Origin of the sequence: Luteimonas terrae (assembly GCF_031457535.1) — a bacterium.
Taxonomy (GTDB): Bacteria; Pseudomonadota; Gammaproteobacteria; order Xanthomonadales; family Xanthomonadaceae; genus Luteimonas; species Luteimonas terrae_A.
In genome coordinates, this window is record NZ_JAVDWO010000001.1 from 160393 (window position 1) to 176810 (window position 16418).

Here is a 16418-nt window from a genome sequence, read left to right on the forward strand (position 1 = left end):
CCGCGTCGATCGAACCGATCTTCACAAAGCATCCGGTGCTCAGATCCTAGCCGTGAAGCAGAGTGCGCGTCACCTGGAACGTCGCGATCCGCGTGCTCCACGCGCCTATACTCGCGCCTTCGCCCGCCCGGATTACGGCATTGCGCGCTGCCACCGCTTCCTCCGCCGCGTCGCACACGGACTTTCTGGGCCATCCCAAAGGCGTCTTCGTCTGCTTCTTCACCGAGATGTGGGAGCGATTCTCGTTCTACGGCATGAAGGCGCTGCTGCTGCTCTACATCCTCAAGTACCACCTGTTCGGCGACGATGCCGGCTTCGATCTGCTCGGCGCCTATGGCGGCCTGGTGTACGCGGTGCCGGTGATCGGCGGGCTGCTGGCCGACCGGTATCTCGGCATGCGCAAGGCGGTGGTACTCGGCGGCGTGCTGCTGGTGCTCGGCCATCTGGGCATGGCCTACGAGGGCGAGCAGGCGCGCATCGTCGATGGCATCGTGGTGCGCGACGAAGGCGCGCTGCAGGTGTTCTACCTGTCGTTGGCGCTGATCATCATGGGCGTCGGGTTTCTGAAGCCGAACATCTCGACGATCGTCGGCAAGCTGTACGCACCCGAGGATCCGCGCCGCGATTCCGGGTTCACGCTTTTCTATGCCGGCATCAACGTCGGCGCGCTGTTCGCGAGCCTGGTCTGCGCGTTCCTGGGCGAGACCTACGGCTGGAAGTACGGATTCGGCGCGGCCGGCATCGGCATGATCGCCGGGCTGATCGTCTTCATCTGGGGCCAGAAATATCTCTACGGCCTGGCCGAGCCCAACGATCCGGCAAAGCTGCGCGAGCGCGTGGGCCCGCTGTCGCGCGAGTGGTGGATCTACATCGGCAGCGTCGCCGGCGCGCTGCTGGTCTGGCAGCTGATCCAGCGCACCTGGACCGTGCACGGCGCGATGCATCTGATCGCGGCAGCGCTCGCGGTGTGGTTCATCTGGTTCCTCGTGCGCCACTGCACGAAAGTGGAGCGCCAGCAGATGCTCGCGCTGGTGGTGCTGATCGTCGGCGTGCTGATCTTCTTCACGCTCTACGAGCAGACCTACGGCTCCTGGGTCACGTTCACCGACCGCATGCTGACCAAGGACCTGTTCGGCATGACGCCCGGCAACTACCAGCCCGGCATTCCGTGGGCGATGTTCGCGCTCGCCGCGAGCCCGATCCTGATGGTCACCGCACTGCGCGCCAGCGACCGCGGCAACGGCGGGCTGGCCAAGGCGGCGGTCATCGCGATGGTCGTCGGCCTGGCGATCGCGCTGGTCCACGATGTCGTGCTGGTGCCGCAGACCGCCGGCTCGCTGACGTTCCTGGGCGCGTTCTTCATCGTCGTGCTGGCGCCGATCTTCTCGTGGCTGTGGCCATGGCTGGACCGCCGCGGCCTCAACCCGAGCAAGCCGGCGAAGATGGCGATCGGCCTGGTGTTCGCCGGCCTCGCCTTCGTGCCGCTGATGCTGGCCGCGCAATCGGCGGGCAGCGGTGTGCTCGCCAGCGTGTGGTGGCTGGTGCTGGCGTATTTCCTGCTGGAACTGGGCGAGATGTGCCTGTCGCCGATCGGCCTGTCGGCGGTGACCCAGCTGTCGGTCGCGCGCGTCGTCGGCCTGATGATGGGCGCGTTCTGGCTGGCGACCGCGTACTCGGAGGTACTGGCCGCGCAATTCGGCAAGCTGACCTCGATGGAGGTGCTCGAGGGCGAGACCTTCGACATGGCGGTCGCAGCCACGCGTTACGGCGATCTGTTCCAGCTGATGCTGTGGATCGGCGTCGGCTCCGGCATCGCCTACTTCGTGCTGTCGCCCCTGGTGCGGCGCTGGATGCACGGGGTGCGCTGAGGCGGCACCCGGCGCGCGTTCGCGACGTCGTTCCCTGAAACGCAGAACCCCCGATCGCTCGGGGGTTCGTGCACTACATCACGCGACGCGCCCTCCGATCAGAACGGGATGTCGTCGTCCGAGAAGTCATCCATGGGCGCGGGACGCTGCTGCTGCGGCGCCGACTGGCGCGACGGCGCGGGGCCACGCTGCTGCGGGGCATCGCCGCCACCGCCGCCGGCCGCACGCTGTGGACGATTGCCGCGTTCGTAATTGCCACCGCCACCGCCACCACCGCCGCCGTCACCACGACCACCGAGCATCTGCATCTCGTTGGCGACGATGTCGGTCGTGTACTTCTCCACGCCGTCCTGGCCGGTGTACTTGTCGTAGCGGATCTCGCCTTCGACATAGCACTGGCTGCCCTTGCGCAAGTACTCGCCAGCGATCTCGCCGAGCTTTCCGAAGAACACCACGCGGTGCCATTCGGTGCGCTCCTGCTTGTTGCCGTCCTTGTCGTTGCGCACGCTGGTCGTGGCCAGGCTGATGCGGGTCACGGCCATGCCGCCCTGGGTGTACTTGGTGTCGGGGTCGTTGCCGAGATTGCCGACCAGGATGACTTTGTTGACGCCGCGGGCCATGGGAATTCCTTGGATTGCACCGGCTTGCGGGCCGGCGTGATGGATTTCGACATCACAGTATAAAGCGCCCTGCCCCTGCCGTCCGGGCGGTCCGCATGCAGCGATGGGTGGCATCCGCACGCCGCCGTCGGGCGTTGCCTATAATTCCGGGTCTGCCTGTCCCGGATTCTGCATGAACAACGTCGCCCTCCCGGCCGCCCGCCTCGACCTGCCGGCGATCCAGGCCCTCGCCGCCGGCGACATGGCGGCCATCGACGCCTTGATCCGCGACCGGCTGGCCTCCGACGTGGTGCTGATCAACCAGGTTGCCGAACATATCGTCTCGGCCGGCGGCAAGCGCCTGCGGCCGATGCTGGTGATGCTGGCGGGCCGCGCGACCGGCACCATCGGCGCCGAGCACCACCAGCTGGCGGCGATCGTCGAGTTCATCCACACCTCGACCCTGCTGCATGACGATGTGGTCGACGAATCCGACCTGCGCCGTGGCCGCAGCACCGCCAATGCGATCTGGGGCAACGCGGCCAGCGTGCTGGTCGGCGATTTCCTGTACTCGCGCAGCTTCCAGCTGATGGTCGAACTCGACCGCATGCCGGTGATGCGCATCCTCGCCGACACCACCAACCGCATTGCCGAGGGCGAGGTGCTGCAACTGCTGCACGTACGCAACCCGGACACCGACGAGGCCGCCTACCTCAGCGTCATCGAGCGCAAGACCGCGGTGCTGTTCGCCGCCGGCACGAAACTCGGCGCGCTGGCTTCCGGCGCGGATGAGGCGATGCAGGAGGCGCTGTACGACTACGGCATGCAATTGGGTTACGCGTTCCAGATCGCCGACGACGTGCTCGACTACTCGGGCGACGCCGACGCGCTGGGCAAGAACCTCGGCGACGATCTCGCCGAAGGCAAGGCCACGCTGCCGCTGATCCACGCGATGGCGCAGGCCACGCCCGAGTTGCGCGCGCGCCTGCGCACCATCGTTGAAACCGGCGATACCGATGCGCTGCCCGAAGTGCTGACCGCGATCGAAACCGCCGGCAGCCTCGACTACAGCCGCGCGCGCGCGTTCGAATACGCCGAAGCGGCCGAACGCGCGCTCGAAGGCCTGACCGACAACGAGGCCGTCGCTGCACTGCGCGGACTTGCGCGCTACGCGGTCGAACGCGGGCACTGATCAACGCGTGTTTCACGGGCGCGTCTCCTGTTCGCAGCGCCTTTCATCCTGCCTGTAGGAGCGCGCTCGCGCGCGATGGGGCTTTACCGGGGCGGCCACTCGCGCGCCAGCGCGCTCCTACGGGAGTGCGACTGCGATGAAGATGACTACGCCCGCGATCAACGCCAGCAGGATCGCCACCCCGCCTGGCCGCGCGAGGTTGACTGTCCAGCCGAGCACCTTTGGATGTTTCGGTACCCACACCCGGCTGTCTTCAGGCGCGCGGTAGAGGCCCAGCCAGCGCGGGCCGGTCCAGTGGGCGGAGTCCGCCCACGCACGTGCATTGCGTTCACGCTCTTCCATATCGTGCCCACGCTTCGTTCCGGAACTCGAGAGTGCTGGACCTCGGCCGCTCGGGTGACGCGGTGCGACGAACGCGGGTCTGCGCCTGACGAAACGCCGCTGCCGTCGACACGCGGGGCCTCAGGCAATACCGATTCCCGGGATCGCGGTGATCACATCCGGATCGAAACCGCCCAGCGCGGCGAAATGCCGCCCACGTGCGGTGTAGTCGCGGTAGGCGCCGAAACTCGGCGCGCCGGGCGACAGCAGCAGCACGCCCTCGCCATCCAGCGCCACGCGTGCCTGCGCGATTGCCGATTCGAGATCATCGGCCGCCGACAGTTCGAAGCCGGCCGTGCGCGCGACCGGCGCCAGCAGCGCATGGATACGCGCGCCGTTCTGCCCCATCGTCACGATCGCGTGCGGCGCACCGGCACGCATTGCCTCAGAAAATGCCTGCCAATCGACGCCACGGTCGTGGCCGCCGACCAGCAACGCGACACGCCGGTCGCGATAGACATCGAGCGCGGCAAGACTCGCGTGCGGTGTCGTACTGATCGAATCGTTGACCCACAGCACGCCATCGCGCGTGCCGAGCGGCTGCAGGCGATGCGGCAGCGGCACGAAACCTACGGCAGCCGCCGCCAGCGGCGCGGCATCGATGCCCAGCGCTTCGATCGCGGTCAGCACACCGCAGAGATTGCCGCGGTTGTGCCGGCCCGGCAGCGGCAGACCCGACGTGTCCATGACCGCCGTGTCGCCGCGATGCAGGACATCGCCGCGCAGATGCCAGCCCTCGCGGGTGTTGAACCAACGGATCTCGCTGTCCGGCAGCGCCAGCGCAGCCAGGCGCGGATCCTCGGCGTTGAGCACGGCGATGCGCGGGCGCGCACGGGTCAGAAGGCTCAGCTTGTCGTCGACGTACTGCGCCTCGCTGCCGTGCCAGTCGAGGTGTTCGGGAAAGATGTTGGTGACGAGCGCGATGTCGGGCCGCACGCCGCTGGCCGCGACATCGCCGGTCTGGTAGCTCGACAGTTCGATCGCCCAGGCATCAGCGTCCGCATCGAGCAATTCCAGCAGTGGCAGGCCGATGTTGCCGGCCAGCGCGGTGCGCAGGCCATGGGCGCGCAGCAGATGCGCGAGCAGCGCGGTGGTCGTGCTCTTGCCCTTGGTGCCGGTGACGCAGACCGTGCCGGCCGCGACCTCGCCGGCAGCGGCCCGTTCGGCGAACCACAGCGCCGTGCCGCCGATGAAACGCGTGCCTTGCGTGGCCGCAACCATCGCCTCGGGTCGGTACGGGCTGATCCCCGGCGACTTGATGACCACGTCGAAGCGCGCCAGATGTTCGCTGCTGGCCACCGTTTCGATATCGAGTGACGGATCGCCCAAACCGAGCACGTCCGCCGTTTCGTCCTCCGCGCAAAACACAGTCAGAGGCACACCCACCGAATCCCGAATCCCGAATCCCGCATCCCGCGCGGCGCGCAGCGCCGCATACGCTGCGCGGCCTTCGCGGCCCCAACCCCACAGCGCGATGCGGCCGCCACCCGCCGCGATCGACTCAAGCTGCGAGATGCGCACGCAGGCGGTCCCACAGTGCGTCAGGAATGCGATGTGCGTCATCCTCGACCACCAGCAGCGCGGCGACATCGAGTTCGCCGGCATTGAGCTGCGGCGCGATCAGCTGCGCGAAACGCGCGACGATCGCGTCCTCGCGCCACTCCGGGCGCTTGGCCAGCGCGGCCATTGCAGCGCGCGACTCGCGGCCTTCGCCGACACATTCGAACGGCTTGTGGTCCTGGTACTCGAGCAATGCGTCGTAGCCAGGCACCTGCGACGCATCGTCGAGCAGGTTGCGCCCGAAGATCGCCACCAGCCGCGGCTTGGGCATGAACGGCGCGAGCGCCAGGAACACGAAATGGCACTTCGGGCAGATGCCGCACCAGCGGTTCACCGGCCGCTCGCCGAGCAGGTGGAAGTTGCGGTTGCAGCTGGAGAAGTGCGCGTCGTAGCGATCGGTCTTCGCGAACTGGCGCGCGACCGCGAGTTCCGACAGCGGCCGCAGCAGCGAGTAGTACTGCAGATCCGCCGCCACGCGCGCCTGCACGTGATCGCCGAACGCGCGTTCGAACGCCCAGCCTTTCGACCACTGGTGGTTCACTTCGCCGGTGCCGGGGATGACGCTGCCGTAGCTGGCCGAGCGTTCGTTGGAGAACACCACTTGGTCCACGCCATGCAGCACCGCGGCCAGCACCAGGATCGCCGAATTGATCGCGGTGACCGGGATATGCCCGTTCCACGCGCCCTGCCGGTTGTACTCGAACAGCTCCGGCGCGATCTGGCGGCCGATGTTGAGCGTCGCCAGACCGGTGCGCTCGGCGCAGACGCGGATCAGCTGCGAGCCGCCGATCCAGCTGACGGTCTGTTCGATGCCCAGCGCGCGCAGCGCTTCGATCGACACCAGCGAATCCTTGCCCCCGCCGATGGCGACCAGCGCGTGTTCGCGCAACCCGAGCGCGGGCGCATTCGAGCCCCTCTCCCCCTGGGAGAGGGGTTGGGGTGAGGGCGGCTCGTGCGGAAAGCGGATCTTCCCGTGCAGATCCAGCCCGTTGCGATACGCGAACTCGCCAAGCCCGTGCACGTACACGTCCTCGAGCAGCGCCGCGGTCTCAGCGTCGATCGCGTAGCCATCGATGCGAACTTCGTCCGGCACCGCAGCCTTGTAGTAACTGATGCCCGCGATCAGATGCAGCAGGCGCAGCGCTTGCGTCGCGGCGTGCAGGCGCGCGGCGTCGAGTGCGAACGGCGCACCCGGCACGGTCACCGTCTCCATCAGTTCAGGGCCATCGTCGAATGCGTAGCGCAGGCGCGCGACGCCCGTTGCGGCGTTGAACTCGCAGTCGACGAAGCGGAAGGCGCGAATGGAATCACGTACGAACATGCGCTCAGGTCTCCCCTTGGAGGACGTGGGGCCGCGCACGGATGCAGCGGCAAGGCACGGCGACGCCGTGCCGGCAGGACAGGACGGGGACGGGGACGGGGACGGTCGATGCGTGCATCAGGCCGGCACCGCCGCGGTACGGCGCTGCAGGTAGCGCAGGCTCACCGGCACCATCAACAGCGCGCCCGGCAGCGCGCCGAGCGCAGCGGCGAACAGGCCCAGCAGCATCGCGCGATCGAGCGCGGCGCCAAGCAGTCTTCCGATAGAACCGAGTGGAAGCTCGCCCATGCCCGCGACGATCCCGCCCAGCAGCACCAGGACGACAAACACGACCAGTGCGATCGCGACCGTGCCCAGTGCCAGAGCGACCGACCGCCAGAGACGTGATGCCTGGCCGAGCACGAGCGGCCACTGCCCGGTCCACAGCGCCGCCAGTGCGGCGGCAAGCCCAGCCGGTACTGCCGTGACCGCCAACAGCTCCAGGCTCCACGCCACCCGCGTCAGCCAGAGTGTCATTACACCCCACACGCCGATGCATGCCAGCACGGCCGCGAGCAGTGCGGCGCAGACGATGAATTCAAACCGTGGCGTCATCCAGCACCTCCTGCACGGGAAGCGCACGCAGGTTGTAGGTATTGGCCATGACGAAGCCGTAGGCACCGGCATCGGCGATCAGCACGGTATCGCCTTCGCGGGTCGCGGCCGGCAGGCGACGGCGCGTGCCGAAGACGTCGCTCGATTCGCAGATCGGGCCGACGATCTCGGCCGTCGTCTCGTCCGCGTCGTCGAGGCGGGTCAGGTTGTGGATGCCGTGCCAGGCGTCGTAGAGCGCAGGCCGCATCAGGCTGTGCATGCCGGCATCGACGCCGACGCGGCGCGTGCCCAGCTTGTCGACGACCTGGGTGACGGTGGTCAGCAGCACGCCGGCTTCGGCGACGAGATAACGGCCCGGCTCGATCGCCAGACGATAGCGCGGGTATTCGGCCTTGATCGCGGCCAGGCCCGCGGCCCAGGCCGGAATGTCGAACGGCACGTCGTCGGGACGATACGGAATCGGCAGACCGCCACCGATGTCGATCGTGTCGACGGTGCCGACCGCATCGGCGAAACCGGCCAGTTCGGCATAGACCTCGCGCCAGTGGGCGACGGTCTCGATGCCGCTGCCCAGATGCGCGTGGATGCCGGTGATGCGCGCATCGACCTCTTCGGCCGCGATCAGGAACGCATCGAACGCGCCCAGCGGCAGGCCGAACTTCGACGCCGCACCGCCGGTGACGACCTTGGCGTGATGCCCGTCGCCGCGACCCAGATCGAGCCGCAGCCACAGATCACGGCCACGGAAGACGTCCGGCCAGTTGCGCAGCGCTTCGACGTTGTCGACGGTCACCGTGACGCCGCGCGCGTACGCGGCCGCGTACTCGGCGCGCGGCGCGAAGCTCGGCGTGAACAGCACGCGCGACGGGTCGAGATCCGGCAGCACCGCGAACACGTGCTCGAGTTCGCCCTGCGACACGCATTCCAGACCGAAGCCGGCATCGACCAGGGTGCGCAGGATCGCCGGATGCGGATTGGCCTTGATCGCGAAGAAGCGGCGATCGATCGCATCGGCCGTCGATAACGCAACGGCGCGCTCGCGCACCGTCGGCAGGTGATAGACGTAGTGCGGCCGGCCGGGTTCGGCCAGCGCCAGCAGCGATTCGCGCGCGCCCTGCCACCATTGCGGCGCGCGTTCGCGGCGGCCATGGGCGATCTCGCGCCAGCTCGGGCCGAACACGGTGTCATCAAAGACCGGCATCGCCCCGCTGTCGATCAGCTCGGCATGCAGCACCGGCAGTAGACCGTCGGCGTCGGCCTCGTCGATGACGAAGGTCAGGTTGAGATCGTTCGACGACTGCGAGATCAGGTGCACGCGTTCCTTGCCGAACGTCGCCCAGACATCCGACAGCTTGTGCAGCAGCGACCGCATGCCGCGGCCGACCAGGGTGATCGCCGCGCATGGCGCGATGACCTTGACCCGGCAGATCTCGGCCAGATCATCGGAGAGCCGCGCCAGCACGTCGGTGCTGACCAGGTTCTCGCTCGGGTCCAGCGACACGGTGACGTTGGTCTCCGACGAGCCGATCAGGTCCACCGACAGGCCGTGGCGCTTGAAGCGCTCGAACACGTCGGCGAGAAAGCCGACCTGCTGCCACATGCCGATGCCTTCCATCGACACCAGCACGATGCCGTTGCGGCGACTGATCGCCTTGACGCCGGGCACCGGCTCGGCGCTCGCATCGATCGCAGTGCCCGGCAGGTCCGGACGCTCGGTATCGAGGATCGCCATCGGCACGCCGGCATCGCGGCAGGGCTTGATCGAACGCGGATGCAGCACCTTGGCGCCGGTGGTCGCGATTTCCTGCGCCTCGGCATAGTCCAGCCGCGTGAGCAGGCGCGCATCGGGTACGTCGCGCGGGTTGGCGCTGAACATGCCGGGCACGTCGGTCCAGATCTCCACGCGCCGCGCACCGAGCAGCGCACCGAAGTACGCGGCCGATGTATCCGAACCCCCGCGTCCGAGGATCGCCGTCCCGCCGTCGCCGTGACGGGCGATGAAGCCCTGGGTCAGCAGCATCCGCGGCGCCTGGGCCGCGAATCGCGCGCGCCAGTCGCCGTCAGGTTCGCGATTGCAGTTCACCGACAGGCGCGAGGCCCAGTCGCTCTGGTTCGGCAGCGCGACCGCGTCCAGCCAGTCGCGCGCATCGCACCAGCCGAAATCCAGGCCCTGCGCCGCGAGGTAGGCCGCGCCGATCGTCGAGGACAGCAGCTCGCCCTGCCCCAGCACCTCGGCCTGCCAGTCGAGCGTGCGCGTTGCCGCGCGTGCATCGGTGGCCAGCGCCTGCAAGGCAGCGAGGCGCGCGCCGAGCACCGCATCAACATCCAGTTCGAGTTCGGCAACGAACGCGCGGTGCCGCTCGACCAGCGCGGCGACGCGCGCGGCCGAATCCGCCGCGCCATCTGCGATCGCGGTCAGCTCGTTGGTCACGCCCGACAGCGCCGACACCACCACCAGCACGCGCGCGTCCTGCTCCTGCGCCCGGCGTTTCGCCAGCCGGCCGATGGTGTCCCAGCGGTGGCGACGCGACACCGAAGTGCCGCCGAACTTGAGCACGATCCAGCGATCGTCAGAGGGTGAGGACATCGAGGTGGGGTCTCGGATGGAGGACGAAAACAGGGGCGAAGACCGACATGCGGTGACAACGCGCGCGATGACAGGCGATTCTAAAGCAACCCCCAGCCACCCGAGAGACCCCGATGCAACGTCGTTACCTGCAGTTGGACGTGTTCGCCGACCGGCCCGGCGCCGGCAATCCGCTCGGCGTGGTGGTCGATGCCGACGGGCTCGACGGCGCGGCGATGCAGGCCATCGCGAACTGGACCAATCTGTCGGAAACCATCTTCCTGCTGCCGCCCGATGCCGACGCCGATTACCGCGTGCGCATCTTCACGCCGCGTCAGGAATTGCCGTTTGCCGGCCATCCCAGCGTCGGCGCGGCGTGGGCGGCGCTCGATCAAGGCCTTGCGACACCGCGCGCCGGGGCGCTTGTGCAGCAATGCGCGGCCGGTCTGCTGCCAGTGCGCATCGACAGTCGCGAGGGCCACACGCTGCCCAGCGTGCGCGCGCCGCGCGCGGTGCATCGCGCATCTCCGGACGGCATCGATGCGCAGCTCGACGCTGCGCTGCAGGCGCTCGGCGCGCTTGATGCGCCGCATGCGCTGCTCGACAACGGTCCACGCTGGTGGTGCGTCGATCTCGGTACGTCCGCCGCCGTACGCGCGCTTGCGCCACCGCTGGCGGAGATCGCCGCGCTGTGCCTGGCCAGCGATGCCGTGGGCCTCGCGATCTGCGGGCGCAGCGACGCCGCCGACCACCAACTGGCCGTCCGCGCGTTCTGCCCGGCCGACGGCATTCCCGAAGACCCGGTGACCGGCAGCGCGAACGCCGCGATCGCCGCATGGCTGCATATGGACCGGGCCGAGGACGGCCGCGTGCTCCGCTATATCGCCAGCCAGGGTCGCGAGCTGGGCCGCGACGGACGCGTCGAGATCGAAATCGATCCGGCCGGCGAGGTCTGGATCGGCGGCGCGGTGCAGGCGGTCATCCGCGGGACATTCGCGTGGTGAACGGGCCGCTACACTGTCGCGCCACGTGACGCCCCCGCCATGACTTCCCGCCGCTTCGTCCAGGTGGACGTATTCGCCGACCGGCCCGGTGCCGGCAATCCGCTGGCCGTGGTGCTCGATGCCGAAGGCCTCGACGACGCCGCGATGCAGGCCATCGCTCGCTGGACGCGCCTGCCCGAGACCACGTTCGTGTTCCCGGCCACGTCCGACGACGCCAGCTACGGCATCCGCATGTTCTCGCCGCGCCGTGAAGTGCCGTTCGCCGGCCACCCGAGCGTCGGCACCGCACACGTCGTGCTCGAAGCCGGGCTCGCCACACCGCGCGATGGCCTGCTGGTGCAGGACGGCATCGCCGGCAAGCTGCCGCTGGAAGTCGTGGGCGACGGCGAAACCCGCACGATCGCTGTGCGCACGCCGCGTGCGTCGGTCATTGAGACCGCATCGGCGGAGGATCCGCGTCTGCGTGACGTCCTCGCCGCGATGCCACTCGGTGACCTGCCGCCCGTGCTGATGGACGGCGGCCGCCGCTGGTGGCTGGCCGAGCTGGCGAGCGAAGCCGAGCTGCGCGCAGCGATACCGGACTGGGCTGCGATCGGCGCGCTGGCCGAGGCCACCGGCAGCATGGGCCTGTGCGCATTCGCGCGTTCCGACGATCCGGTGCATCACCTCGCGGTGCGCGCCTTCGTCGGGTCGACCGGACACTTCGAGGACGCCGCCTCCGGCGCCGCGAACGCGACCCTGGCTGCATGGTTGGCTGATCGCGATGCCCTGCCCGGCAGCGATGGCCGCTACCGCATCAGCCAGGGTCGCGAAGTCGGCCAAGACGCGATCATCGAACTGCACGTCGACGGCAACGGCGATGTCTGGTCCGGTGGTCGTGTGCAGACCGTCGTGCGCGGGACGATCGACTGGCGCTGAGCGGCCCACTGTAGGAGCGCGCTTGCGCGCGACGGCACCTTCCCAGTGACGCCGGAATCGCGCGCAAGCGCGCTCCTACAGGCAGATCGAACATCTGCAGTGATCGACGCGCCCGCACCTGCGCATGCGTGGCCTGCACGCCCGACACCGCAGACACGAAAACGCCGCGCCGGTTGCCCGACGCGGCGTTGTTTGCCGCACTCAGCCTTCGAGTTCGGCGTCCAGCGACAACGGCACAGCCGAGAGCGCCTTCGACACCGGGCAGTTCTGCTTGGCGTCGTCGGCGATCTCACGGAACTTCGCCGCGTCGATGCCCGGCACCTTGGCGCGGGTCTTCAGACGGATCGCACTGATTTGCGGCCCGCCGTCCATCGACAGGTCGACGTCGGCGCGCGTGTCCAGCGATTCGGGCGGAAAGCCCGCTTCCGTGAGCTTGGCCGACAGCGCCATCGTGAAGCAGCCCGCATGCGCGGCGGCGATCAGCTCCTCGGGGTTTGTGCCTTTCTCGTCGCCGAATCGGCTGCTGAACGCATAGCGCGTATCCGACATCAGGCCGCTCTGCGGCGTCGACAACGTGCCCTTGCCGGACTTCAGATCACCGGACCAGTGGGCGGTGGCGTGACGGGCGATACCCATGTGCATGCTCCTCGAGAGTTGGACCACGCACCCTAGCCCCCTACCCGTTACGCGCGCGTCCCTGTGATGCGACGCAACACCTGCACGTCTACGGCGGATGCACGATGATCCGGCCATGACACTTTCACCTGCCCTCGCCGCCGCGCTTGCCGATGCCGTGCTCGTCGTCCATCTCGGCATCGCGGTCTTCGTCGTCGCCATGACACTCGCCCTGCTCGTCGGCGGTCCGCGCGGCTGGCAGTGGGTGCGGCGCCGGTGGTTGCGCTGGCTGCATGTCGCGCTGGTCGTGGTGATCGCATTGCAGGCGTGGCTGGGTCGCCTGTGCCCGCTGACGATCTGGGAACAGTGGCTGCGCACGCGCGCAGGACAGCAGGTCTACACCGAATCCTTCGTCGCCCACTGGCTGTCGCGGATGCTGTTTTTCGAGGCGCCCTGGTGGAGTTTCGTCGCCGCCTACAGTGTGCTCGCACTGGTGGTCGCGGGCGCCTGGGTGCTCTGGCCGCCACGCCGTCGCAGCGCGCGATAGGACCGGGAAACGCAAAAGCCCTGTTTTTTTGCGGTTTCCTATTGGCGCACGTGCCACGATGCCCTACATTCCGCTAGCCGGCTCGCTCGGCCCGGACAACTCAATCATTACTCGACGAGGGAACCACACGCTCATGGCAACGAAGAAGGCCCCCACCAAGAAAGCCCCGGCCAAGAAGGCTGCTACGCCGAAGAAGGCCGCCGCCGCTAAGCCGGCAGCACCGAAGCCGATCAAGGAAGCCCTGAGCAAGTCGGGCCTGGTCGCGCACATCGCCGAATCCACCGGCGTCGTGGCGAAGGACGTGCGCGCGGTGTTCGCAGCGCTCGAAGGCGCCGTGCACGGCTCGATCAGCAAGAAGGGCGCGGGTTCGTTCACGCTTCCCGGCCTGCTGAAGATCACGTCGGTCAGCGTGCCGGCCAAGCCGAAGCGCAAGGGCATCAACCCCTTCACCAAGGAAGAGCAGTGGTTCGCCGCCAAGCCCGCCTCGGTCAAGGTCAAGGTGCGCCCGCTCAAGAAGCTCAAGGACGCCGCCGCCTGATCCAGGGCGCTACGTGTCTTTCGATCGGGACGGCCTTGGCCGTCCCGATTTCGTTTGGGGGTGTGCGGGACTGCGGCTGTCGTGTCGAGAGATTCGTTCGTCTACCTCGAACACGCCCGGCGATCCGCTTCTGAATGATCGGGGTAGCGGCCGGAAACCGTGCACATCCGGTGAACGTATCCCGCCGCATGCTCGGCGCCGTTTTCTCCCGACCGATGGATATCGAACGATGAGCTTCCAGGGTTTTCTCAATCATCTGCTCACCTCGCAGGCCGGCGGCAAGCCGGGCAGCAGCCTGCTCAATGCGGATTTCGGCAAGGGCGCGGCCACCGGCGGTGCGCTGGGCCTGTTGCTCGGCAAGAACAAGAAGACGCGGAAGGTCGCGACGTATGGCGGCCTCGCGGCGATCGGCGTCATGGCCTACAAGGCCTACGGTGATTACCAGAGGCAGCAGGCCGGCGCGCCTGCCGCGCCGCCACAGACTGTCGATCGTCTGCCCGCGCCGCAGGTCGACATCCACAGCCAGGCGATCCTCAAGGCACTGGTCGCCGCCGCGAAGGCCGACGGCCATATCGACGCGCGCGAGCGCGAAGTCATCGAAGGCGAGTTCAAGCGCATCGACGAGGGCGCCGACGTGCAGCACTGGCTGCATGCGGAACTGGAAAAGCCGCTGGATCCTGCCGAAGTCGCCAGCGCCGCGACCACGCCCGAGATCGCCTCGGAGATGTATCTGGCCAGCGTGCTCGTGGCCGACGAGACCAGCTTCATGGAACGCAGCTATCTCGACGAACTCGCGCGCCAGCTCAAGCTCGCACCCGAGCTCAAGATGCGCCTCGAGCAGGAAGTGAAGGCGAACGCCGAAGCGCGCTGAGCCGCTCCGCACCTCCGCAACGGCCTGCCCTGTGCAGGCCGTTCTGCATTGCGCTGGCCAGCGCACTGACTCGGGCTTCGCGCGCCGCCTGCGACCCTGACGCCATGCCCGAGCCCGATCCCACACCCGAGTCCGCACCGCCGGTCGCACCGAAGTCCACCCGCAAGCCGCGTCGCGACTACACGCCGCAGCTGCGCGCGACCTTGCGCTTCGTGTTCTGGGCGGCCTTGTTCGCGGCCGCCGGCTACTGGGCCTGGCACCAGCCCTTCATGGCGAAGCCGCGCGCGATCGCCGCGCTCTCGGCAGCGCCTGCACCGGAATCGTTACCGATGCCGGTCGACGGCGTACGCGCATCGCGCGTCGCCGATACCTACGGCGCGCCGCGCGGCAGCGACCGCCAGCACGAAGGCGTCGACATCTTCGCGCCGCGCGGCACCCCGGTACGCAGCACGACCGATGGGCTCGTCGTTGGCGTGCGCGAGGGCGGCCTGGGCGGCAAGCAGGTCTGGGTGATGGGTCCGGGTCGGCAGCGTCATTACTACGCGCATCTCGATGGCTTCGCGGATCTTCTGGAAGTCGGCGATCTCGTGCGGCCCGGCGATGCGCTGGGCGTCGTCGGCGATACCGGCAATGCGCGTGGCACGCCGCCGCATCTGCACTACGGCGTCTACGCCAGCGACGGCGCGTTCGATCCACTGCCGCTGTTGCGCGCGCACGGTGCCGACAACGGCGACGCGGCGCGCTAGCATCCGTGAAGGCCGCGCATGCGGCGCACGGAGAACATCGGATGTCGCATCGCGCCTGGTGGCTGGTCATCGCGGCCATTGTGTCGCTCGGCATCGCCGTCGCGTTGCAGGAGGGACTGCGTCGCAATGCGGCCGACGTGCCGTCGACGGATGCGCCCTCAGCTTCCGCATCGGACCCAACCCGCGTATCTCCTGTCGCCACCACTCCAGCCGCGAGCGCCGAACTGCGCGCGGCGCACGACGCCGCAATGCGTGACGCGGTCTCGGCCGTGCATGCCTATCTCGCCGCACTGTTCAAGGACGACCGCAGCGAAGCCGACGCTTTGTGGATCCACGGCCGTCCCGCGACGCAGGGCGAGGCGGATCTGCGTACGCTCGAAGGCGTGACCGGGTTGCGGGTCGACAACGAACGCCCGCAGCCGCTGGATGCCGCGCCGGTGCCCACCGCGCTGCGTGTACCGGTGCGCCTGCGCATCGGCGGGCAGGGACCGCTGCGACGCTACACCGGGCATTACGATCTGCGCCGAGACGGCGAGGCCTGGCGCATCACCGCCGCGTCCATCGATCCGTCACCTGCGCAACGCTAACCTGATCCACGCGACACGACTCTTCTGGACACCCTGTGATGGACAAACGGTTCTGGATCTGCGGCTTCACGATCTCCGCCACCGCGCTGGCGCTGGGCTTTTTCGTGCACGGCCTGCTGCTGCGCGACGACTATCTCGCCCTCGCCCATCTGTTCCGCCCACAGTCCGACGCGAACGCGCAGGTCGGCTGGATCCTGCTCGCCTACCTGTCGCTGGGTCTCTCGATGACCTGGCTCTATCGCTGGCTTCCGCCGCCCCATCGCAGCAAGCGCTGGCACGGCGCGCGCTTCGGCCTCGCGATCGCACTGGTCTCCTTCGTGCCCTGGCATCTGCTCGCGCATGCGGGCCAGCCGTTTCCATTGGCGCTGTCGCTGAAGCAGATCGTCTTCGATGTCATCGCGATGCTGCTGCTCGGCCTGCTGCTCGCGTGGCTGCAGCCGCACCGCCGCCCGCTGGCACCCGCGCCGGACTGATGCGCCGCTAATCCCGTATTCACAGCACCTGCGTAGGG

The 16418-nt window shown here is 68.4% G+C and carries 17 protein-coding genes; 10 read left to right on the forward strand and 7 right to left on the reverse strand.

Features of this window, described 5'->3' with window-relative positions:
- The first annotated feature begins 140 nt into the window (after window positions 1–140).
- On the forward strand, window positions 141–1868 hold the full coding sequence (locus J2W68_RS00630) for a peptide MFS transporter (RefSeq protein ID WP_310231624.1): 1728 nt from the start codon (window positions 141–143) through the stop codon (window positions 1866–1868).
- 98 nt (window positions 1869–1966) lie between these two features.
- Here the strand turns inward: J2W68_RS00630 and J2W68_RS00635 are convergent, their stop codons facing one another.
- Complete coding sequence (locus tag J2W68_RS00635) at window positions 1967–2488, reverse strand: single-stranded DNA-binding protein (RefSeq protein ID WP_310231627.1); 522 nt, start codon at window positions 2486–2488, stop codon at window positions 1967–1969.
- Between the two features lie 172 nt (window positions 2489–2660).
- Between J2W68_RS00635 and J2W68_RS00640 the strand changes: the two genes are divergently transcribed.
- Entirely contained in the window at window positions 2661–3659 is a 999-nt protein-coding gene (locus tag J2W68_RS00640; RefSeq protein WP_310231630.1) for a polyprenyl synthetase family protein, read from the forward strand.
- 117 nt (window positions 3660–3776) lie between these two features.
- Here J2W68_RS00640 and J2W68_RS00645 read toward each other — a convergent pair whose 3' ends face one another.
- From J2W68_RS00645 to J2W68_RS00665, 5 genes are all read right to left on the reverse strand, one after another.
- Window positions 3777–4001: a hypothetical protein gene (locus J2W68_RS00645; protein ID WP_310231633.1), complete on the reverse strand. Its 225-nt coding sequence runs from the start codon at window positions 3999–4001 to the stop codon at window positions 3777–3779.
- Window positions 4002–4121: 120 nt separating this feature from the next.
- Entirely contained in the window at window positions 4122–5561 is a 1440-nt protein-coding gene (murD, locus tag J2W68_RS00650; RefSeq protein ID WP_310232421.1) for a UDP-N-acetylmuramoyl-L-alanine--D-glutamate ligase, read from the reverse strand.
- Window positions 5542–6921: a UDP-N-acetyl-alpha-D-muramoyl-L-alanyl-L-glutamate epimerase gene (murL, locus tag J2W68_RS00655; RefSeq protein WP_310231636.1), complete on the reverse strand. Its 1380-nt coding sequence runs from the start codon at window positions 6919–6921 to the stop codon at window positions 5542–5544. The genes murD and murL overlap by 20 nt, the downstream gene beginning before the upstream one ends.
- 117 nt (window positions 6922–7038) lie before the next feature.
- On the reverse strand, window positions 7039–7515 hold the full coding sequence (locus tag J2W68_RS00660) for a hypothetical protein (protein WP_310231639.1): 477 nt from the start codon (window positions 7513–7515) through the stop codon (window positions 7039–7041).
- On the reverse strand, window positions 7499–10102 hold the full coding sequence (locus J2W68_RS00665; RefSeq protein WP_310231642.1) for a bifunctional aspartate kinase/diaminopimelate decarboxylase: 2604 nt from the start codon (window positions 10100–10102) through the stop codon (window positions 7499–7501). Before J2W68_RS00665 ends, J2W68_RS00660 begins: the two co-directional genes overlap by 17 nt.
- A 113-nt stretch (window positions 10103–10215) precedes the next feature.
- Between J2W68_RS00665 and J2W68_RS00670 the strand changes: the two genes are divergently transcribed.
- Together J2W68_RS00670 and J2W68_RS00675 are read left to right on the forward strand one after the other, a co-directional pair.
- Window positions 10216–11085 carry a PhzF family phenazine biosynthesis protein gene (locus tag J2W68_RS00670; RefSeq protein ID WP_310231645.1) on the forward strand — a complete coding sequence of 290 codons (870 nt, stop codon included), beginning with the start codon at window positions 10216–10218 and terminating at the stop codon, window positions 11083–11085.
- Between the two features lie 39 nt (window positions 11086–11124).
- A complete protein-coding gene (locus J2W68_RS00675; protein WP_310231648.1) occupies window positions 11125–12003 on the forward strand; it encodes a PhzF family phenazine biosynthesis protein in 879 nt (292 codons plus the stop codon).
- Between the two features lie 201 nt (window positions 12004–12204).
- Here the strand turns inward: J2W68_RS00675 and J2W68_RS00680 are convergent, their stop codons facing one another.
- Window positions 12205–12639, reverse strand: coding sequence for an OsmC family protein (locus J2W68_RS00680; protein ID WP_310155403.1), 435 nt, complete (start codon window positions 12637–12639; stop codon window positions 12205–12207).
- A gap of 115 nt (window positions 12640–12754) precedes the next feature.
- On the opposite strand from J2W68_RS00680, the gene J2W68_RS00685 reads away from it, so the two are divergent.
- The 6 genes from J2W68_RS00685 to J2W68_RS00710 all read left to right on the forward strand — a co-directional run bounded on the left by J2W68_RS00685 (window position 12755) and on the right by J2W68_RS00710 (window position 16380).
- Window positions 12755–13165, forward strand: a complete 411-nt coding sequence (locus J2W68_RS00685; protein ID WP_310231653.1) for a DUF2784 domain-containing protein — start codon at window positions 12755–12757, stop codon at window positions 13163–13165.
- A 133-nt stretch (window positions 13166–13298) separates the two neighbouring features.
- Complete coding sequence (locus J2W68_RS00690) at window positions 13299–13703, forward strand: HU family DNA-binding protein (RefSeq protein ID WP_310232422.1); 405 nt, start codon at window positions 13299–13301, stop codon at window positions 13701–13703.
- Between the two features lie 229 nt (window positions 13704–13932).
- Window positions 13933–14574 (forward strand): tellurite resistance TerB family protein, encoded by a 642-nt coding sequence (locus J2W68_RS00695; RefSeq protein ID WP_310231656.1) that lies wholly within the window; start codon window positions 13933–13935, stop codon window positions 14572–14574.
- Between the two features lie 104 nt (window positions 14575–14678).
- Window positions 14679–15320: a M23 family metallopeptidase gene (locus J2W68_RS00700; protein WP_310231658.1), complete on the forward strand. Its 642-nt coding sequence runs from the start codon at window positions 14679–14681 to the stop codon at window positions 15318–15320.
- Between the two features lie 41 nt (window positions 15321–15361).
- Window positions 15362–15907 (forward strand): hypothetical protein, encoded by a 546-nt coding sequence (locus tag J2W68_RS00705; RefSeq protein ID WP_310231659.1) that lies wholly within the window; start codon window positions 15362–15364, stop codon window positions 15905–15907.
- Between the two features lie 38 nt (window positions 15908–15945).
- The gene (locus J2W68_RS00710) at window positions 15946–16380 is read left to right on the forward strand and encodes a hypothetical protein (RefSeq protein ID WP_310231661.1); all 435 of its coding nucleotides are present in this window, start codon (window positions 15946–15948) and stop codon (window positions 16378–16380) included.
- Window positions 16381–16418 lie beyond the last annotated feature (38 nt).